The 18,127-nt window shown below is 58.5% G+C and carries 19 protein-coding genes; 5 read left to right on the top strand and 14 right to left on the bottom strand.

Translation table 11 applies throughout. The features are described 5' to 3' along the window. The first annotated feature begins 74 nt into the window (after window positions 1-74). Window positions 75-989 carry a LysR family transcriptional regulator gene (locus E4T21_RS13420; RefSeq protein ID WP_149285549.1) on the top strand — a complete coding sequence of 305 codons (915 nt, stop codon included), beginning with the start codon at window positions 75-77 and terminating at the stop codon, window positions 987-989. Window positions 990-1,014: 25 nt separating this feature from the next. Here the strand turns inward: E4T21_RS13420 and E4T21_RS13415 are convergent, their stop codons facing one another. Then, a complete protein-coding gene (locus E4T21_RS13415; protein WP_187774995.1) occupies window positions 1,015-1,437 on the bottom strand; it encodes a DUF1127 domain-containing protein in 423 nt (140 codons plus the stop codon). A 157-nt stretch (window positions 1,438-1,594) separates the two neighbouring features. On the opposite strand from E4T21_RS13415, the gene E4T21_RS13410 reads away from it, so the two are divergent. Both E4T21_RS13410 and E4T21_RS13405 read left to right on the top strand, forming a co-directional pair. Next, the gene (locus E4T21_RS13410; protein WP_149285547.1) at window positions 1,595-2,491 is read left to right on the top strand and encodes a LysR substrate-binding domain-containing protein; all 897 of its coding nucleotides are present in this window, start codon (window positions 1,595-1,597) and stop codon (window positions 2,489-2,491) included. Window positions 2,492-2,539: 48 nt separating this feature from the next. Next, entirely contained in the window at window positions 2,540-3,079 is a 540-nt protein-coding gene (locus tag E4T21_RS13405) for an AAA family ATPase (protein WP_149285546.1), read from the top strand. 12 nt (window positions 3,080-3,091) lie between these two features. Here E4T21_RS13405 and E4T21_RS13400 read toward each other — a convergent pair whose 3' ends face one another. Then, entirely contained in the window at window positions 3,092-3,481 is a 390-nt protein-coding gene (locus tag E4T21_RS13400) for a VOC family protein (RefSeq protein ID WP_149285545.1), read from the bottom strand. Window positions 3,482-4,148: 667 nt separating this feature from the next. On the opposite strand from E4T21_RS13400, the gene E4T21_RS13390 reads away from it, so the two are divergent. Then, a complete protein-coding gene (locus tag E4T21_RS13390) occupies window positions 4,149-4,796 on the top strand; it encodes a DUF2268 domain-containing putative Zn-dependent protease (protein ID WP_149285543.1) in 648 nt (215 codons plus the stop codon). 59 nt (window positions 4,797-4,855) lie between these two features. On the opposite strand, the gene E4T21_RS13385 is transcribed toward E4T21_RS13390, so the two are convergent. Then, window positions 4,856-5,395 carry a P-loop NTPase family protein gene (locus tag E4T21_RS13385; protein ID WP_149285542.1) on the bottom strand — a complete coding sequence of 180 codons (540 nt, stop codon included), beginning with the start codon at window positions 5,393-5,395 and terminating at the stop codon, window positions 4,856-4,858. A gap of 284 nt (window positions 5,396-5,679) precedes the next feature. On the opposite strand from E4T21_RS13385, the gene dusA reads away from it, so the two are divergent. Beyond that, window positions 5,680-6,693 carry a tRNA dihydrouridine(20/20a) synthase DusA gene (dusA, locus tag E4T21_RS13380; RefSeq protein WP_240349141.1) on the top strand — a complete coding sequence of 338 codons (1,014 nt, stop codon included), beginning with the start codon at window positions 5,680-5,682 and terminating at the stop codon, window positions 6,691-6,693. Here the strand turns inward: dusA and E4T21_RS13375 are convergent. From E4T21_RS13375 to E4T21_RS13325, 11 genes are all read right to left on the bottom strand, one after another. Further along, a complete protein-coding gene (locus E4T21_RS13375; RefSeq protein WP_240349140.1) occupies window positions 6,690-7,022 on the bottom strand; it encodes a DUF952 domain-containing protein in 333 nt (110 codons plus the stop codon). The genes dusA and E4T21_RS13375 overlap by 4 nt on opposite strands. Before the next feature lie 60 nt (window positions 7,023-7,082). Next, the gene (locus E4T21_RS13370) at window positions 7,083-8,663 is read right to left on the bottom strand and encodes an aldehyde dehydrogenase (NADP(+)) (protein ID WP_149285540.1); all 1,581 of its coding nucleotides are present in this window, start codon (window positions 8,661-8,663) and stop codon (window positions 7,083-7,085) included. A 76-nt stretch (window positions 8,664-8,739) separates the two neighbouring features. Further along, entirely contained in the window at window positions 8,740-9,681 is a 942-nt protein-coding gene (locus E4T21_RS13365) for an amidohydrolase family protein (protein ID WP_149285539.1), read from the bottom strand. Window positions 9,682-9,835: 154 nt separating this feature from the next. Then, a complete protein-coding gene (locus tag E4T21_RS13360) occupies window positions 9,836-11,116 on the bottom strand; it encodes a TRAP transporter large permease subunit (protein WP_149285538.1) in 1,281 nt (426 codons plus the stop codon). Next, on the bottom strand, window positions 11,113-11,667 hold the full coding sequence (locus E4T21_RS13355; RefSeq protein ID WP_205423391.1) for a TRAP transporter small permease: 555 nt from the start codon (window positions 11,665-11,667) through the stop codon (window positions 11,113-11,115). Before E4T21_RS13355 ends, E4T21_RS13360 begins: the two co-directional genes overlap by 4 nt. Before the next feature lie 71 nt (window positions 11,668-11,738). After that, the gene (locus tag E4T21_RS13350; RefSeq protein ID WP_149285537.1) at window positions 11,739-12,737 is read right to left on the bottom strand and encodes a TRAP transporter substrate-binding protein; all 999 of its coding nucleotides are present in this window, start codon (window positions 12,735-12,737) and stop codon (window positions 11,739-11,741) included. Window positions 12,738-12,794: 57 nt separating this feature from the next. Then, window positions 12,795-13,778, bottom strand: a complete 984-nt coding sequence (locus E4T21_RS13345; RefSeq protein ID WP_205423390.1) for an amidohydrolase family protein — start codon at window positions 13,776-13,778, stop codon at window positions 12,795-12,797. 20 nt (window positions 13,779-13,798) lie between these two features. Next, window positions 13,799-14,809 (bottom strand): TRAP transporter substrate-binding protein, encoded by a 1,011-nt coding sequence (locus tag E4T21_RS13340; RefSeq protein WP_149285535.1) that lies wholly within the window; start codon window positions 14,807-14,809, stop codon window positions 13,799-13,801. Window positions 14,810-14,884: 75 nt separating this feature from the next. Beyond that, the gene (gene araD1, locus E4T21_RS13335) at window positions 14,885-15,883 is read right to left on the bottom strand and encodes an AraD1 family protein (RefSeq protein ID WP_149285534.1); all 999 of its coding nucleotides are present in this window, start codon (window positions 15,881-15,883) and stop codon (window positions 14,885-14,887) included. A gap of 7 nt (window positions 15,884-15,890) precedes the next feature. After that, window positions 15,891-17,063: an L-rhamnonate dehydratase gene (locus E4T21_RS13330; RefSeq protein WP_149285533.1), complete on the bottom strand. Its 1,173-nt coding sequence runs from the start codon at window positions 17,061-17,063 to the stop codon at window positions 15,891-15,893. A 44-nt stretch (window positions 17,064-17,107) separates the two neighbouring features. Then, window positions 17,108-18,118 carry a 4-hydroxythreonine-4-phosphate dehydrogenase PdxA gene (locus tag E4T21_RS13325; protein WP_149285532.1) on the bottom strand — a complete coding sequence of 337 codons (1,011 nt, stop codon included), beginning with the start codon at window positions 18,116-18,118 and terminating at the stop codon, window positions 17,108-17,110. Window positions 18,119-18,127: the final 9 nt, after the last annotated feature.

Genomic DNA, 18,127 nt, shown 5'->3' with positions numbered 1-18,127 from the left:
AAAGAATCTAATAACTCTGTAGGTATAGCTGACAGAGATGGTCAAATTGGGGAGAGAGGCAGAGTGAAGCCGACATGAGCCATTTCACCTTGCATGAGTTGCAGTGCTTTGATGCCGTGATACGTGGCGGTGGTTTCCAGGCAGCTGCCCTGGAACTGAATCGCTCACATCCTGCGGTATTTGCTGCCGTTGCCAAGCTGGAACAGCAGCTTGGTCTTGGCTTGCTGGACCGTAGTGGCTATCGGGTACGCCCGACCGAAGCGGGGCGTTCATTTCATCGCCGGGCTCATGCGCTGCTACGTGAAATGGAGGGCCTGCGTACTCACGCCGAGCAACTGGCCATGGGGGCGGAAAGTGAACTGCATGTGGTGATCGGTGATTTCTGTCCGCGTGCGGAGATGCTCGGCCTGCTGGGTAGGTTCTTCGCCTGTCACCCTGATACTCGATTGCATTTGCATTTCGAGGCTGTCACCGGCCCTTGGGAGCGATTGCTCGATGGCGATGCTGACCTGATTCTGCATCGTGTCGATAAACGAGATCCACGGATCGAATGGATTGATCTGTGCAAGGTGCCATTTATTCCGGTGATCGCTGATAGCTTGTTGCCAGCAGGGGCTCCAAGAGTGCTCGAGCCTGAACATATGCGTGATTACACCCAGTGCATCATGCGTGATACGGCACGCCATACGCCATCATCGGATTACTTCATGCTGGCGGATGCCCACCAGTGCACGGTAGCCGATCAGTTGATGAAAAAGGACTTTATTCTGCAGGGCCTAGGGTGGGGACATATGCCACGTTTTCTGATTGAAGAGGAATTGCATGATGGCCGATTGCGCTCGATCGCCAGCGACTGTTTGCCAGGCAGCATAGAGGAACTGGTGGCAGCAAGACGGAGGGATAGACCGCATGGGCCTGTCTTGAACCAGCTATGGCGTCATCTGCAACAGCAGGCACCGATGCTGCAAAGTGCCCTCAAATCTGATTGAGAGCACTTTGCATTGGCCAATCATTTCACCGATAGCATCGCATGACACTCCTTGATGCCGCATGCTTCGCTGATGCTTTCTCCTCTGCTGTATTCGGCACTGCAGCCTTCCTCTTCACTATCTGCAGTCTATCTGCAGTCTCCATTCCCTGGAGTCGACATGCCGATAGGGCACTCAATGCATCTTCCTTGAGCGGGAGACGTAGTGCCCACACCAGGTCACCATGTCGGAGTCCCATGTCTGCCAGCAGTGCATCGTCATACTCCAGCAGTGGCCGCACACTGCGGCGGAAATGCCGACGGCGGCGATAGGTCCACCACCAGTATTCGAGCGCATGGACCAGCCCCAGCGGCGGTGTGGCAGGCATGTAGTAGTCCAGCCTTTCCGGCGGTGATGTTGGGGCGTCCTTGTCAAACTGGGCATGAGCAAGTGGATCGTGCTGATTCATCTGATACCTCCCTGCACACAACCGCTGCATGCGGCCGGTGCGAATCGGGTTGAAGGGGGAGGGTCGCGACCTCTGGGTGACAGCATGGATCTGAATCTTTGATCAATCCAACGAAAAGCTCTACATTCATCTTTAAGAAAAATTGAAAGGTGGGGCCATGAATCAGATATCCGCTGTTCCCGGGCGTGCCGCACTGCCACTGCTGGACACAGAAGTACTGCGTACTTTCGTTGCCATTGCCGAGAGTGGCAGTTTCACGCGTGCTGCGAGATTGGTATTCCGCACGCCTTCAGCGTTGAGCATGCAGATCAAGCGTCTGGAAGAGATGCTGGGCCAGACACTGTTCGTGCGTGAGGCGCGCCAGGTTCGCCTGACTGCGGAAGGCGAAATGCTGTTGGGTTACGGGCGACGCTTGCTCAAGCTCAACGAGGAAGCCGTGACCCAGTTCCTGGCCCCTTCCCTGGAAGGAAGGGTGGGCCTGGGGACCACCGATGATGTCGGTACTCGCATTTTGCCTGGCGTCTTGTCTCAGTTTGCTCGTTCACATCCTGCGGTGCAGGTCGATGTCGTGGTCGGCAGCAGTGTGGAGATGTTGAAACGGCTGGATAGTGGAGAACTGGATCTGGCATTGGTCACCGCTGGAATGAATGGCCAGACGACAATCGGTGAGGTTGTGCATAGTGAGCCTCTGGTATGGGTCGGACGCGAAGGCGGGGTGGCCGCCCGGCGCACGCCCTTGCCTGTTGCCTTGGCCAATCATGGCTGCCCTTGGCGCAAGATTGCGCTGGATGTCCTGGACCATGCTGGCGTGGACTATCGTGTCGCATATACCTGCGAGCATTGCGCAGGGCAGGAAGCAGCCATGCTTTCCGACCTGGCCGTGGCCCCCTTTCCTCTGGCGCTGATCCGTTCTCCATTGCGGCGTCTCGAGCAGGGCAGCCTGCCGCCCCTGGGCGACTATCAGGTTGCTCTGGTGCGTCGGGATGGCCTGGGTAGTGCAGGGGAAGTCCTGGCAGAACGAGTGGTGGAAGCTTTCAATGATCTACGCAGCTAGGTTTCCCGACGGGCATGCCTTGCTTCGACAACAAGACAGAAGACGTCCATGTGCCAGCATATGTTCGTGATCACGGGAGCGCCGGGGTCCGGTAAAAGCAGTCTGCTGGAAGCGTTGGCCAAACAGGGCATTCGTTACATGCCAGAAGCCGGGCGGGCGATCATCCAGGACCAGGTGGTCATCAAGGGAAGCGCACTTCCGTGGGCCGATCGGTCACTCTTTGCTGAACTGATGCTGAATTGGGAGCTGAGATCGTATCGCGAGGCGCGTGATATGGCAGAGCCAATACTGATGGACCGTGGTGTCGTTGATGTTCTGGGCTACTTGACGCTGTGCAACCTGCCAATACCCGACCACGTAAAGAGAGCGGCGGATCAGTACCGCTATAATCAGCAGGTATTCATTGCACCCTATTGGGCAGAGATTTTCGGCCAGGATGCCGAACGCAAGCAGGATAGGGCAGAGGCAGAAGCCACCTATCAAGTCATGGCCAGGACTTATGCCGAACTGGGCTATGAGCTGATCCAACTGCCTTTGGCCAGTATCGAGGAACGGGCCGCCTTTGTGCGCAAGCATATCCTTGGCTGAACCGGTTTCATATCAGATCGCCAGGTGACAGACCGCTTCGATGTTGTAGCCATCAGGATCGATGATGAAGCAAGCATAGTAATACGGGTGGTATCGAGGGCGTAGCCCAGGGGGGCCATTATCTGTGCCGCCTGCCTGAATCGCCGCCTTGAAGAAAGCGTCCACTTCCTCTCTGTTGGCAGCGCTGAAGGCCAGGTGGGGGAGAGGCGGTGCCATACTACCTTGTGCGATCCAGAAGTCACCATCCGGGTCCAGCGATCTGCGTCTGCCTGCCAATATCCCGAACCCCACCGCTTCGCTGTCGCCTTTGGTCATCTGGTAGCCCAAGGGTGCAAGCGCCGCCGCGTAGAAACGCTGGCTGAAGGGAAGATTCGAGACATTGATGCATAGATGATCGAGCATGATGCAACCTCCCGGGTAAGCTCTGGTAAAAAGATAGCTTGGGAGAACGTTCTGCGTGTCAGTCGGGATGAGTTTGTTGTGACCTGCCATTTACGTGCTTCAGGAAGCGATGTCCATCTGAGATGTATCCTTTTGCTTTATAGAATGCATGGGCTTGGGATCGCTGGGCTCCACTGGTGACTTCACACCGTAAGCAGTTATTGTCTTCAAACTATGATTCCATCGACTCTAGTAAACATGTCCCAACACCTGAACTGCGCGCGCAGGGGTGGATTGAAAGAGCGGTGACCCGTCCTGTATTTCCATGCTGGTGAATAAGAGGTATCAAATGACCTGAAATCATTCCCGAAAGATTTCCGGGAGCAGTTTCAGCGACCAAAAGTAAGGACACTTTAGACTCTAGGTATAAATCAATCTGAGAGGATAGACTTGAATCACCGATTTCGTAACCAAGTTCCTTTATCAGTTTCTTGATTTGATTTGTCTCGCTTTTATATGGTTCCCGTATTTTCATATTTTTCTCTTTGAAATGGTTTAATCCTTTCGTTTTTAATTTTTGATAATAGAAGAGTGAATACTTTTACACCCTATAGCACTCTCCAGTGCTATATACATAGACTATCTCGATAAAAATTGCTTTACATGGCCAAGCACCAAGGAGGATAGGATGCCCCAGTGGATCGTGCATTACGCTAATGCATGCGGCCAGTTGGATGGTTGGATCGAACGCATAGGAGAAGGCATAGCAGAAGCGCGTTATCGAGCAGAACAAGTCTTGCCTGCCATCGACCTGGATGTGGTGGTTCAAGTCTGGCCAGGGTGCGTTGTCAAGGAAATAGGGTTCGTTGGTTACGCGCCTACTGGCACCATGATGCAGTTAACCTTCGATCCAGATAACGAAAACCTGTCCCGAAATATAGGGGAACCGCTTGAACGAATGATAGCTCATGAGCTTCACCACGTGATGCGCTGGCGAGGTCCAGGGTATGGGACTACGCTGGGCGATGCTCTGGTATCTGAAGGATTGGCAGAACATTTCAGTCGTCAGCTCTATGGTTCGGCCCCAGAACCTTGGGAGGTGGAGATATGCGGAAAGAGGCTTGTCACATGTGCTGAAAAGGCAAAGTTGAGGTGGAATGACCCTCACTATCACCATGGCGCATGGTTTTTTGGTCAGGGGGACCTTCCCCGCTGGGCAGGCTATAGTCTCGGCTATGCCTTGGTTGGCCGGTATCTGGAAGATCATGCTGATGAGAGTGCCTCATCATTGATACATGAGCCAGCAGCGAGCTTTCTTGCTTACTTGGATGCATGAGTGAAACATGACCACCAGTTGTCTCTGAATAAAGCTGATACTCATATTGCTTCGCTCAGTCAGGCGTTGCCTGCCATTGAGCGGATGAATGCCTCGGCTTCGGAATGACTGCGCAGTTGAACGAAGCGGATATGCCGGTACTGTTCATCGTGCATGGCGCTGAGATAGCGTGCTCGATTGCTGCGCCATGTCTTGATGGACCAGAGAATGATCGAGTCGCGACTGAAAAAGGACTGGCGGAAGCTCTCACGATTACCCGTGCCGGGCCACAGTTCCTGCTTGCTCCAGGCGCGTTTGATCGCTCGGGACACGACCTGGAATAGCGTTTGCCAGAAGCCATAGTCGACCCATACCACCAGATCGATCTCCCGCCATTTAATGGGGCGCGATCGATCATAGTTGCCGTCCAGCACCCAGCCGGGCGATGCTTCGAGCATGCTGGCAAGCTCGGCAAAGAACTGTTCGTCAGGCTTCTCCTGCCAATCCGGCAGCCAATGCAGGACATCCATCTCGATATGTGGCAGGGACAGCGCTTGGGCCAGTCGACGGGCCAGTGTCGTTTTACCTGACCCACTGGTACCCACCACATTGATCTTCATTGCATGGCCTCTGTCGTTATCTTTTGCGGCGCACGATTCTACGCTGGTCATGAGGGCAAGGAAAACCTGGACGATCACCTGCTGGCAAAGGAGTTCAGGACCATGCCGTTACCAGCTACTGCATCCAAGGGCGGTATATGCGACACTTTCGCCCTTTCTCTGCGCCGATTGACTGTTGCGCCACCATCATCGTTTATTGCGTGCAGCAATGAGTGGCACAGATCCCTGCCAACATACGAAACTATCATCCTGGTGTGAAAGACAGCCCCATGGCAGAAAGCCTCATGAAGACTGATACCGCTCGTTCTGTACTAGACAGAACGTTCTCCATAGCCCCCATGATGGATTGGACGACCCGAGACTACCGTGTCTTTGCACGTACCCTGAGCCGGCATGCTTTGCTGTATACGGAAATGGTGACGACCGGCGCAATTCTGCATGGACGGCCGCGGGAGCGGTTTCTGGGCTTCGATGCACTGGAACACCCCATCGCGCTGCAGCTGGGTGGCAGCGATGCCGGTGAGCTGGCGGAATGTGCTGCCATTGCCGAGGAGTGGGGCTACGACGAGATCAACCTCAATGTCGGTTGCCCCAGTGACCGGGTTCAGAACAACTTGATCGGTGCGTGCCTGATGGGCCATCCACAAAAGGTGGCTGCGGCTGTGCGGGCGATGCGCGATGCGGTGTCGATTCCCGTCACAGTGAAATGCCGTATTGGAATTGATGATCAGGATGAAGACGCGGATCTGGAGAACTTCATCCATCTGGTGGCGGATGCAGGCTGTGAGGTGTTCATCGTCCATGCCCGAAAGGCCTGGCTGCAAGGACTGTCGCCCAAGGAAAACCGCGATGTACCTCCGCTGAACTATGCACGCGTCCATCGTCTCAAGGCCAGCCGTCCGGAGCTGCATATTGGTATCAATGGCGGCATCAAGACGTTGGCAGAGTGCCGTTCACAGCTGGATCATGTGGATAGTGTCATGGTTGGGCGCGAGGCATACCAGAACCCCTGGATGCTGGCCAGCGTGGACCAGGAGCTCTATGGCGAACCGGGACCCGCAGCGACACGTCACGCTGCGGCGCAGGCCATGCGTCCTTATATCGCCCGGCGCCTGGAAGAGGGGGTGAAGCTCAACCACATCACTCGTCATATGCTGGGGTTGTTCCAGGGCTGTCCTGGAGGTCGTCGCTTCCGCCGTCATTTATCGGAAAATGCGTATAAAGACGGGGCCGGCCTGGCCGTGTATGACGATGCCTTGGGCATGGTGCCGGAAGTGGAGCCAGAAACCCTGGGCTAGGCGTTGTCGATCTCCAGCGGCGTGATGGAGATGATGCTGTCGACGGGAATGCCCGGAATACGTGCCAGTGGTCGTTGCCAAGGCTCGCTATCGGTGGGTTCGCGCCACTCGATCTGCTCGGCAAAAGGCGCAATATCCACCTCGAGCAGTATTGGATGCTCATCGGCAGTGAAGTAGGTGTTGGTGGTGTAGGCGATGGCTTTGGGCAGGCACAGGTGAACGCCATCGGCATGGTGGTCGTTACCGCAGCGCGGCACAATACCCTGAGCCTGTTTCCAGCTTGCCGAAGAGACGACCCGGAACAGTGTTTTCACGGGCAATGTTTTCATGAGCATCCTTGCTGTCAGTGCATCCATGCATGGTCAATATGTGGTGTATCCCTTACCAGATTAGCTGACTTCTCTCTTGCCATCGATCAGGCGGCGAATATTGGCAGGGTTACCATCACGCAGAGCCTCAGGAAGCAGTGCCTGGGGCAAATTCTGGTAGCACACCGGGCGCAGGAAGCGATGGATCGCGGCCGTGCCCACCGAGGTGGTGCGGGAATCCGAGGTCGCCGGGTACGGGCCGCCGTGGACCATGGCGTCGCAGACTTCCACGCCGGTGGGCCAACCGTTGGCCATCACTCGTCCGGCCCGACGCTCGAGGATCGGCAGCAGTTGATGGGCAACATCAACATCGCCATCGTCCATCTGCAGCGTGGCGGTCAGCTGACCTTCGAGGTGCTCGGCGACGCGCTTGACCTCATTGAGGTCGGCGCACTTCACCACCAGCGACGTCGAGCCGAAGACTTCGGCCTGCAACGCCTCCTCGGCGAGGAAGTCTGCGGCTGTGGCGGTGAACAGGCCCGCCTGACACTGGTTGGGGCCTTCGCCACGTTGGCCACGCGCCACTTCCTGCGCCTTGTCGCTGGCACTGAAGCCGCTGACACCACTTTCATAGGCCTCGAAAATGCCCGGCGTCAGCATGGTCTGGGCCGCCGCTACCTTGATGGCTTCACCGGCCGCCGCAATAAAGGCGTCGAGTTCCGGGCTATCGATGGCAATCACCAGACCAGGATTGGTGCAGAACTGGCCGGCCCCCATGGTCAGCGAGCCAATGAAGGCTTCACCGAGCTCCGCGCCACGTGCCTTGAGCGCTTCCGGCAGCAGGAACACCGGGTTGATCGAGCTCATCTCGGCGTAGACCGGGATCGGCTCGGGACGATTCTGGGCAGTCTTCATCAGGGCGGTGCCGCCACTACGCGAGCCTGTGAAGCCGACGGCCTTGATGCGGGGATCGGCGACCAGCGCCTGGCCGACTTCACGGCCGGAACCGAACAGCAGCGAGAACACGCCTTCCGGCAGTCCGCACTTCGCCACGGCACGCTGCACGGCACGGCCGACCAGTTCGGAGGTGCCGGGGTGAGCAGAATGGGCCTTGACCACTACCGGACAACCGGCGGCCAGTGCCGAGGCGGTGTCGCCCCCGGCCACTGAAAAGGCCAGCGGGAAGTTACTGGCGCCGAAGACCGTCACCGGCCCCAGGCCAATATGACGCTGGCGCAGGTCGACCCGCGGCATCGGCTGACGCTCGGGCAGTGCCGGATCGACACGCACATCGAGCCACTCGCCATCGCGTACCACGCGGGCAAACAGACGCAGCTGGCCGCAGGTACGGCCGCGCTCGCCTTCCAGGCGGGCACGCGGCAGACCGGACTCCGCCATGGCACGTTCGATCAACGCGTCACCGATAGCCTCAATCTCGTCAGCCACGCTTTCGAGGAAGGTGGCGCGCTCCTCCAGGCCGGTCTCGCGGTAGGCATCGAATGCCTGCCAGGCCAACTCACAGGCGCGCTCGACCTCGGCCTGACTGCCACCGGGATAGCCCGGCTCCAGCGTCTCGCCGGTGGCCGGGTTGATGCCGTGGATGGGGCGGCCGGACGCCAGTACGGCGTCGGCGCCAATCAGTTGCTTGCCTTCAAGTTGCACGTTGTTTCTCCGCTTGGCTGTTGTTGAATTCGATGGTTGTTGAACTCAGTTGTTGCTGAATTCGATGATCGTGACATCACAGGATATGTGAGGCGGGAACGGCTCCCGTCAGCCGGTAGATGCGCACGGCGTTGTCATGCAGGATTGCCTGACGCGCGTCCGCTGCGGCATCGGCGACGGCCTGCTCGACCATTGCCAGCCAGGTGGCGTAACTGACATTGAGGCCAGTCACCGGGAAGTTGCTGGCGAAGATGCAGCGCTCGGCACCGAAGATATCGATAGCCTCGGCCAGCACATCGATATTGCGTTGCTCATGCCAGGCGGCCATGGGGCTGCCCAGCTCCGAAAGCTTGACCGCGACATTGGGGTTAGCGGCCAGCGCGCGCATGCCCTCGCGCCAGCGGGCCAGACCTGGCTCGCTGCGATCCCAGGGCAGACCGGTATGGTTGAGGATCACCCGCAACGCCGGTGTCTCCTCCAGTAGCCTGGCGGCATCCGCCAGGTGCCAGGCGGGTACGCGCAGGTCCCAGCTCAGATCGCGCTCCTCGAGCATGCGCAGACCGCGAGTCCAGCCCGTATCCTGCAGCGAGCCGCTGGCCCCAAACGTACCTTCGTACTGGTCTGGGCGAGCCGCGGTTACCGGCTTGGCACGTACACCACGAAACAACGCAGAGCGCATCTGACACTCAAGCTGTGCCTCGCAGGCCGGATCAGCAAATGCCGCCCAGCCCACCAATGCGCTGGGCAGCTCCTGCTCCTTCGCCAGCCGGGTCAGCCACTCGGTCTCGACGTCCGGTTCGCCGCGCGCCGATTCAGCTTCACAGTGCACCGTGCCTGCCAGACGATAGCCGGCCGGAATCTGATTGCGCAGATCGGTCGGCAGGAACGGCTGGCGAATCCGGCTGTAGTCACCGAGGAAGAAGTGGCCATCCACATCATCTTCCAGCCACGGATAATGCACACTGCCATCCAGCGCCCAGAAGTGATGGTGGCTATCGATCAGCGCTTGTTCACTCATCACGATGTCCTCCGAGGGTGTTTACAAAACCGGCGAACGAAGGCGAGACAAGGCGAAATTGAGCGAAAGAGCGCAATTTACTCCGAGTAAATGAGCATCTTGAGCTCAAGTTCAACGCTGGATTGCCAAGTGCAGACATATTGTAGATACCCTCTCAGCCCGCCAGCCAGTACAGCGGTACAGTAATGATCTGTGGGAAGGCCACGAACAGCAGCAGCAGGACCAGATAGGCCAGCATGAACGGCATCACACCGCTGACCGCCTTCTCGAACTTGAGCTGGCCAACGCTGGTGATCACATTGAGCACATTGCCCACCGGCGGCGTAATCAGGCCTATCGCACAGTTGAGCACGAACATGATGCCGAAATAGACCGGATCGATACCGGCGATCTTCACAATGGGCATCAGAATCGGCGTCAGCACCAGGATGGTCGGCGTCAGATCCATGACCATGCCAACAATCAACACAATGGCCATGATCGCCAGCATCAGCAGGCGGGGGTTATCGGCCAGCGGCGCCAGCATGTCCGCCACCAGCATCGGCAACTGGGCAATGCTGATCAGCCAGGAGGCAACACTGGCCGCCGCCACCAGAAACATGACGATAGCCGTGTTGCGTGCCGCCTGAACCAGGACGTCATAGAGCCCGGAGAGATCCAGCTCACGATAGACCAGTGTGGAGATGATGATGGCATAGACCGCCGCGACCACACCGGCCTCGGTCGGAGTGAACACCCCGGTCTTGATCCCGCCGATGATGATCACCGGCAGCAGCATGGCCCAGAAGCTCTTGCGCAGTGCCCGCAGGCGCTCGGCGCCGGTGGCTTTCTTCGCTACCACCAGGTCTTCCTTGCGGGTGATCAGCATCCAGATTCCCACCAGCGTCACGCCCATGATCAATCCTGGCACGATACCGGCCAGAAACAGCTTGCTGATCGAGATGCTGCCCGCGACTCCAATGATGATCAGCGGGATCGAGGGCGGAATGATCGGCGCGATAATGCCGCCGGCAGCCATCAGACCCGCCGAGCGGCCCTGGGGGTATCCCGCTTCACGCATCATCGGCAGCAGCATCGAGCCCAAAGCGGCGGTATCGGCCACCGCCGAACCGGACAGACTGGCCATGACGATGGCGGCAAAAATGGCAACAAAGCCCAACCCGCCCTTGCGGTGTCCCACCAGACTCATGGCCAACATGACGATGCGCTTCGACAGCCCACCCCGCGACATGACCTCCCCGGCGACGAGGAAGAAGGGGATCGCCAGCAGAGTGTAGCTGTCAGCGCCATTGACCAGGTTCTGGGCGAGGATCTGCGAATCGAACAAGCCCAGATGCAGCATCAGCACCACGGCGCTGACCAGCAATGCAAAGGCAATCGGCAGACTCAGGCCAATCGAGGCCAGCAGTGAGGTAAGAAACAGACCAATGGTCATGACGAAACCTCCTGTGCTCGATCTTGAGATCGGGGCTGCCTTTGCAGATGCCGGGGAGCCAGCAGACGAAACACCAGCAGGATCGACATCAGGACACCGGCAATCAATCCGGCGAGATAGAACACGCCCACCGGCACACCACTGATCGGCGACAGATTGCTCCAGTTGAGCAGGGTCTGAGCGTAGCTGCCCTTGACCAGCATCAGGCAGCAACCCAGCATCACCAGCGTCACCAGACGACCCAGTAGCGCCTGTAATGAAGCGGGTAGGCGATCAGAAAAGGTGGTGACGCTGAGGTGCTCATGGCGCATCAACCCCACCACCGTGCCGATGAAGGTGACCCAGACAAACAGGAAGCGCGATAGCTCGACACTGACCGAGATACCGCTGTTGAAGCCATAGCGCAGCACCACATTGGTGAAGACCAGCGTAATCATGGCAACCAACGCCAACACCATCAGCAGATTCAGGGCTCGCTCGGTCTGGCACGACAGGCAGCCAAGGGCTGCCCGAATCGAACCTTTCCGAGACTGAGTCGCGGTATGGGGCATGAAAACGTCCTCCGGAAAGAATCAGAGAAGCGCTGAATAAATGTTGCGAGCGCAGCAGTTCATTCAGTGTTTCATCGACGGTTTTCGGCCAGCGCGGCATCAAAGGCACTCAGCGTCGCCTCGCTGATCTCGGCCCGATGCTCCTCGATCACCGGCATCAGCCGCTCACGCATCACCTGGCGTTCTTCCAGCGGGACCTCATTGATGCTCATCTGGTCCGTAAGGCGGGCCAGCAGAGTATCGTTGAGTTCACGACTGACCTGGCGCTGATAGAGCGCGGCCTCCCGCGATACGTCACGCACCAGTTGCTGCTGCTCCTCGCTGAGGCTATCAACGAAGCGCTTCGAGGCAATCAGGACCTGAGCGTCATAGGCATGCCCGGTCTGGGACAGGTAGCGCTGAACCTCGTAGAAGCGCTTGCTGTCGATCACCGTGAAGGGGTTTTCCTGTCCATCCACGGTGCGGGTTTCCAGCGCGGTGAACAGTTCATTGACCGGCATCGGGATGGCGTTGGCCCCGAGGCCGTTGAACATGTCGATATACAGCTCGTTCTGCATGGTGCGGATTTTCAGCCCATCGATATCATCGGCGGTTTCCACCGGGTGGCGGCTGTTGGTGATATGCCGAAAACCGTTGTCCCAGTAGTCCAGACCGACGATGCCCTTGTCGGCGAGGCTGTCGAGCAGCGTGCGGCCCGCCGGGCCATCCAGCACAGCATCCACCTGAGAGGCATCGTCGAACTGGAACGGCAGACTGATCACGCTGAAGTCCGGGTTGAGACTGGCCAGGGTGGCGGTGGACGGCACATTGAACTCCAGGGTGCCGGCCTGCAGCATCGACGCCAGATTGACGTCGTTGCCGAGTACGCCATTTCCGAACACCTGGACTTCTATCTCACCGTGGCTCTGCTCGGTCAGCAGTTCGGCAAACTTGCGTGCGCCCAGCGTCTGCGGGTGGCTGTCCGGTAGGCTGGTGGCAATCCGCGCTGTGATTGCTGCCAGCGCATCAGCACTGGCCAGAGCAAGGCCGAGGGCCAATACCGTTGCTGGTAGGGTGCGAGATACGTTCATTGGGCATGCTCCTTGTTTTTATGATTATTCAGTTCCTGGTCTTGGTTCTGGTTGTGTTTATAACGAGAGTTCTGGTTCTGTTGATAACGAGTAGCAGCGCATGGCGTTATCGCAGAACAGCGCCAGACGCTCCTCTCGGGTGAGTCCGGCACTGAGCTGCTTGAAAGCGGTAAACAACGCATCGAGATCGGTCACCAGGCTATCGACCGGAAAGTTGCTGGCAAACATGCAGCGCCGCGTGCCCATCACCTCGAAGGCGGTGTGGATCAGTGCACGGTTGTCTTCGATGCGCCAGGGCTCACCGGCGATGCCGATCCCCGACAACTTGAGCATCAGCTGGGGAAAGGCCGCGACCCTGCGCAGTTGAGCCTCCCAGCCACACAGGGTTCCAGGGTCGCGATCCCCAGGTACGCCGGCATGGTTGATCACCACCGGTACTTCGGGATGACGCTCGAGTAATGGCACCAGTTCATGCAGGTGCCACCAGGGCACCTGCAACTCGAAGATCAACCCATGACGCGCCAATGCTGCATAGCCTCGCTGGTAGTTCGGGCAGCTCAAGGAACCGGGTAATGGCTTGGCCCGGTCGGGACGATACTCGCCACGAGGCAGGCTGCTGGGCTTGTGCCGTACGCCCTTGACCATTGGCCACATGCTCAGGTGCGCTAGTTGCGCCTCGATGTCCGGATGATCCAGCCAGGCTTGGGCGATCATGGCGTTGGGCCAGCCGTCCCGCTGGTGCAATTCATGAATCCAGCGCGCCTCGGCTACGCCTTCCCCGGCCTGCCACTCCGCTTCCATGTAGACACAGCTCATGACCCGGTGCTCACCACACAACCGCCGGTATTCATCGGGCAGAAAGGGGCGGCGGATCGCGCTGTAATCGCCATAGCGAAAGGCAATCATTGGCTCATCGCACAGCCAAGGGTGGTAGTTGGCTTGTGGGTCCCAGAAGTGCAGGTGCGCATCGACAATCGGCAGATCCCGATCATCACCGCTGTCGAGAAAGTGCTGACGCCACGACTCGATTTCGAGTGCCATCAAATATTCCTCTCGTCCGCCTATTGCGCCGCGGGCCTTGCCGCGTCGATGGCCTCGATCAGCTCGGTGCCGTACTTCTCGGTGAAGCTGGCCTGCACCGGCTCGGCGACGATCTCGCGCATCGAGGCACGATCGGGGTTCTCGACCACCTGCATGCCCTGCTCCTTGAGGAATTCGAGATCACCGGTCAGGCGGTCGGCGAGTTCCGCACGCTCGAACTGGGCGGCCTCGATGGCGGCATCCACCAGCAGTTGCTGCTGCTCGGCACTCAAGCTGTCGAACTTCGCCTTGTTCATCACCAGGGGCGCGGCGGTATAGGCATGCGCGGTCAGCGACAGATAGTCCTGTACCTCGTAGAAATTGGCCGAGCGAATCAGGCTGACCGGGTTCTCCTGGCCATCCACGGTACGGGTTTCCAGAGAAGTGAACAGCTCGGTGAACGGCATCGGCGTCGGGTTGGCGCCCAGCGCCTCAAAGGCTGCGATATGCGCCGGGTTGGGCGTGGTGCGCAACTTCAGGCCTTTGATATCGGCCGCGCTCTCGACGGGGTGACGGGAGTTGGTCAGGTTTCGGAAACCGATCTCCCAGAACGCCAGCCCCTTGAGTTCATGCTCGCCGAGCCGGTCGAGCAGCGACTGACCAATCTCGCCATCCAGTACCGCATAGGCATGGTCGTAGTCATCGAACAGAAACGGCAGGTCCAGCACATTGAGCTCACCCACCAGGCCGGTGAAGTAGGGGTTGCCGGTCAGCACGATATCCACCTGGCCACCCCGTGCATTGGCCACCTGGGCGCTGTCGCTGCCCAATTGACCATTGGGGAACACTCGTACCTGCAACTCACCGTCACTGCGTTCGTTGACCAGCTTGGCAAAGTGCTCCGCGGCAAGATGCTGGGCATCCTCCACGGGATGGGTATGGGCGAAATTCAGGGTGGTGGCCGCCATGGCCGTCAACGGCATGGTGACCAAGGCCGCGGTCAGGGTCGCGGAACGGGCTACATAGCGAACTACATCAAGGGGCTTTCTCATTATTGTCACCTCGATCATGAGTGACTCCCTGGCTGTTCAGACCGGGGAGGTCATCGGCACACGGATTGTCCTTCTCTATAGCGCACCAATAGGACGCGGCAGCTTTGCCTCTTCTTCCTGAATCAATGGGTTGCGTAGCGGCCGGCCAAAGGCGGGAATCTCGATCTCGAAACGATCACCGGGCTGCACCCGAACCTGATCGGCAAAGCTCAGCGTCGCTGTGCCGAAGAAGTGCACATGGACATCACCCGGGCGGCAGAAACCAGCGTACTTGAAGTGATGATGCTCGAGATTGGCGATGCTGTGGGACATGTTGGCTTCACCTGTGAGAAAGGGTTTTTCCCACTGAGTGACACCATCACGAGTGATGCGGCTGACGCCTTCAAGATGCGCAGGCAGTTCGCCAATCAGCAATTCCGGGCCATAGCTGCATTGGCGCAATTTGGAATGGGCCAGCCATAAATAATTCTGGCGTTCGATGACATGGTCGGAAAACTCGTTACCTACGGCAAAACCGACACGCCATGGCTGGCCATCCTCGCCGATCACATAGAGCCCGACCAGCTCTGGTTCTTCTCCGGCATCTTCGGCGAAGGATGGCGAGGTCAGCGCGGCTTCTGGTGGTACTACCCAGTTGCCATCGCCCTTGTAGAACCATTCGGGCTGAACACCGACTTCATCGATACCAGGCTTTCCGCCTTCGACGCCAAGCTGGAACATGCGCATCGAGTCGGTCAGCTCGGTTTCGCTGCTGTTGGCCAGCTTGGTGTGCATGGCAGAGCGGGTGTCAGCACTGCCTAAGTGGGTCAGCCCGGTGCCAGTGATCAGACAATGGGCGGGGTCGGGGTGGGTGAGAGGTGGCAGCAAGCAGCCAGCGTCGATGAGTTGCTGATAGTCGAGACATTCTGCTTCGAGACGCCCTTCGATGATCTCTGCAATAGACTGCTGACAGCCGATCGCCAGGTGGGCCAGGCCATAGCTGCCACCGACTACCCGAATCGGCCTGACCTGGGTGGCACTTTCTACCAGAGCCACCCGCAGGCGGCTCTCATCCTGATACTGAATCAATCTCATGATGGCCTCACTCGATGATGTTGAACTGGTCGAAGTACTGCTCGTTGAGCTCGAGGCCCAGGCCGGGTACATCGTCATCAAGGTCGAGGAAGCCATTGATCGGCTCGGGGTCGCCTTTGAAAAGGTAATAGAACAGCTCGTTGCCGATCTCGACGTCATGCACCGGGAAAAACTCGGACATGGGCGAGGCCAGAGATGACATGGTCAGGTGGTAGTTGTGCATTTGCCCTGCGTGGGGAATGACCGGCACGCTGAAGGCCTCGGCGATGGCATTGACCTTGCGTGCGGCCGTGATGCCACCGACGCGGTTGGTGTCGTATTGCACTACCGACACCGCGCGCTGCTCGAGCAACTGACGGAAGCCGTAGTGGGTGAACTCGTGCTCGCCACCGGAAATCGGGATGCTGGTCAGCTTGTTGAGCTCGGCATAGCCATCGATATCGTCGGCGAGCACCGGCTCTTCCAGCCAACGCGGCTGGAATCGCTCCAGTTTTGGCAGGATGCGCTTGGCATACTCGAGGTTCCAGCCCATGTAACATTCGAGCATCAGGTCTATGTCCTCACCGATGACCTCGCGCACTGCCGCCACACTGTTGAGGTTCTCGCGGACACCTTGAGGGCCGTCCTTGGGGCCGTAGCCAAAGCGCATCTTCATCGCCTTGAAGCCCTGATCGAGGTAGGACTGAGCCTCGCGCTGCATCTCGTTCAGGTCGGTGCGGTAGAGCTTGGAGGCATAACACGGAATCTTTTCCTTGGTTCGCCCACCGAGCAGCTTGAATACCGGCTTGCCGAGTGCCTTGCCCATCACGTCCCAGATAGCGATATCGACACCGGAAATCGCCGCCATGCCGATGCCTTTGCGGCCCCAGGCATGGGTAGAGCGATACATGCGTTGCCACAGGTATTCGTAGTCGAACGGGTCCTGACCGACGACCAGTGGGGTCAGGTACTGGTCGATAATGGCCTTGGCGATACGCGGTGCCAGGGCCACATTGCCCAGACCGACAATGCCGCTGTCGGTCTCGACTTCGACGGTCGTCCAACCGTGGAAACGGAAGGTACCCATGGAATCGCCTCGGTCCCATAGCTCATCCATGGCGTTGGAACAGAAGTGTGCCTGTGGTGGAACCGTGTGTCCTTTCCACTCGAAAACCCGGGTACGAACATTGGTTATTTTCATCTTGTCGTTCCTTGATGGCGCCTGCTCAGGGGGAAGTTGGCGGCTTACTGCAAGCACATGGCCTTGACCAGATTGAAGGCATTACGTGTCGGGGTGAGGTTGGCCTTGCCCTGGCCAGCGATATCGAAGGCCGTACCATGTGCAGGAGAGCCCACGGGCAGGGGCAGGCCACCGAGGATGGTCACTCCTTTGTCGAAGCCGAGCATCTTGATGGCAATCTGACCCTGGTCGTGGAACATGGTCACCACGGCATCCAACTCGCCATCACGAGCCTTGAGGAACACCGTATCGGCAGGGAAGGGGCCAACGATCGGATAACCTTGGCTGCGACACTTCTCCACCGCGGGAGCAATGATGTCGATTTCTTCACGGCCGCAGGTGCCACCTTCGCCGGCGTGCGGGTTGAAACCCGCCACCGCCACTCGGGGAGACTCGAATCCAGCCTTGCGCAAGGTGTCGTGGATCAGGGTGGCGGCGGAGATGATGCGCTCTTCGTTGATGTAGGTATGGGCGTCCTTGAGCGGCACATGAGACGAGATACGCGATGTCCACAGCGTGCCAAGGGTGTTGAATTCGCTGAAAAAGTCAGTCACTCCCAGCTTGTTGACGAACCAGTGCAACTCGTCCTCATGGCCCAAGCCGCCCAGCTTCATGGCGTACTTGTTGAGTGGCCCGAAGCAGATCCCATCGACTTCACCGGCCTTGTAGCCCTCTATGCAACGATCCAGCACTGCCAGTACGGAAGCACCACCATGCTCGTTGGCTTGAGCGTAGCCTGTCCGTTCACGGGCCACGCTATCCATCTCGAAGTACACCGGAGTGTTGTGCTCTCGTGCTTCGGTGAAGCTTGAGACCTCCGGCAGATCAACTTTCACCCCTGCAACACGTTGACCTTCTTCCCACAGCCAGCGGTCACCGATCAGGACGGTATGGGTATCGGCAAAGACCTCATTTTCAGCGAACAGCTTGGCGATCAGCTCCGGACCAATACCACCGGGGTCGCCCAGGGTGACGGCTATGACAGGTGTGTTGTTGCTCGTATTGTTGTCGCTCATATTGTTTTC

The sequence above is a fragment of the Halomonas binhaiensis genome (genome assembly GCF_008329985.2).
GTDB classification, from domain to species: domain Bacteria; phylum Pseudomonadota; class Gammaproteobacteria; order Pseudomonadales; family Halomonadaceae; genus Halomonas; species Halomonas binhaiensis.
The sequence above is the reverse complement of the archived record's forward strand: the minus strand, read 5'-3'. Positions and strand labels throughout refer to the sequence as shown.

Excerpts from the sequence above, each read along its gene's own strand:
- E4T21_RS13405 (WP_149285546.1), top strand. The coding sequence starts at position 2,540 with ATGTGCCAGCATATGTTCGTGATCACGGGAGCGCCGGGGTCCGGTAAA.
- E4T21_RS13365 (WP_149285539.1), bottom strand. The coding sequence starts at position 9,681 with ATGAGTGAACAAGCGCTGATCGATAGCCACCATCACTTCTGGGCGCTG.
- E4T21_RS13385 (WP_149285542.1), bottom strand. The coding sequence starts at position 5,395 with ATGAAGATCAATGTGGTGGGTACCAGTGGGTCAGGTAAAACGACACTG.
- araD1 (WP_149285534.1), bottom strand. The coding sequence starts at position 15,883 with ATGAGATTGATTCAGTATCAGGATGAGAGCCGCCTGCGGGTGGCTCTG.
- E4T21_RS13330 (WP_149285533.1), bottom strand. The coding sequence starts at position 17,063 with ATGAAAATAACCAATGTTCGTACCCGGGTTTTCGAGTGGAAAGGACAC.
- E4T21_RS13325 (WP_149285532.1), bottom strand. The coding sequence starts at position 18,118 with ATGAGCGACAACAATACGAGCAACAACACACCTGTCATAGCCGTCACC.
- E4T21_RS13400 (WP_149285545.1), bottom strand. The coding sequence starts at position 3,481 with ATGCTCGATCATCTATGCATCAATGTCTCGAATCTTCCCTTCAGCCAG.
- E4T21_RS13340 (WP_149285535.1), bottom strand. The coding sequence starts at position 14,809 with ATGAGAAAGCCCCTTGATGTAGTTCGCTATGTAGCCCGTTCCGCGACC.
- E4T21_RS13345 (WP_205423390.1), bottom strand. The coding sequence starts at position 13,778 with ATGGCACTCGAAATCGAGTCGTGGCGTCAGCACTTTCTCGACAGCGGT.
- E4T21_RS13410 (WP_149285547.1), top strand. The coding sequence starts at position 1,595 with ATGAATCAGATATCCGCTGTTCCCGGGCGTGCCGCACTGCCACTGCTG.
- dusA (WP_240349141.1), top strand. The coding sequence starts at position 5,680 with ATGAAGACTGATACCGCTCGTTCTGTACTAGACAGAACGTTCTCCATA.
- E4T21_RS13420 (WP_149285549.1), top strand. The coding sequence starts at position 75 with ATGAGCCATTTCACCTTGCATGAGTTGCAGTGCTTTGATGCCGTGATA.
- E4T21_RS13355 (WP_205423391.1), bottom strand. The coding sequence starts at position 11,667 with ATGCCCCATACCGCGACTCAGTCTCGGAAAGGTTCGATTCGGGCAGCC.
- E4T21_RS13360 (WP_149285538.1), bottom strand. The coding sequence starts at position 11,116 with ATGACCATTGGTCTGTTTCTTACCTCACTGCTGGCCTCGATTGGCCTG.
- E4T21_RS13390 (WP_149285543.1), top strand. The coding sequence starts at position 4,149 with ATGCCCCAGTGGATCGTGCATTACGCTAATGCATGCGGCCAGTTGGAT.
- E4T21_RS13415 (WP_187774995.1), bottom strand. The coding sequence starts at position 1,437 with ATGAATCAGCACGATCCACTTGCTCATGCCCAGTTTGACAAGGACGCC.
- E4T21_RS13375 (WP_240349140.1), bottom strand. The coding sequence starts at position 7,022 with ATGAAAACATTGCCCGTGAAAACACTGTTCCGGGTCGTCTCTTCGGCA.
- E4T21_RS13350 (WP_149285537.1), bottom strand. The coding sequence starts at position 12,737 with ATGAACGTATCTCGCACCCTACCAGCAACGGTATTGGCCCTCGGCCTT.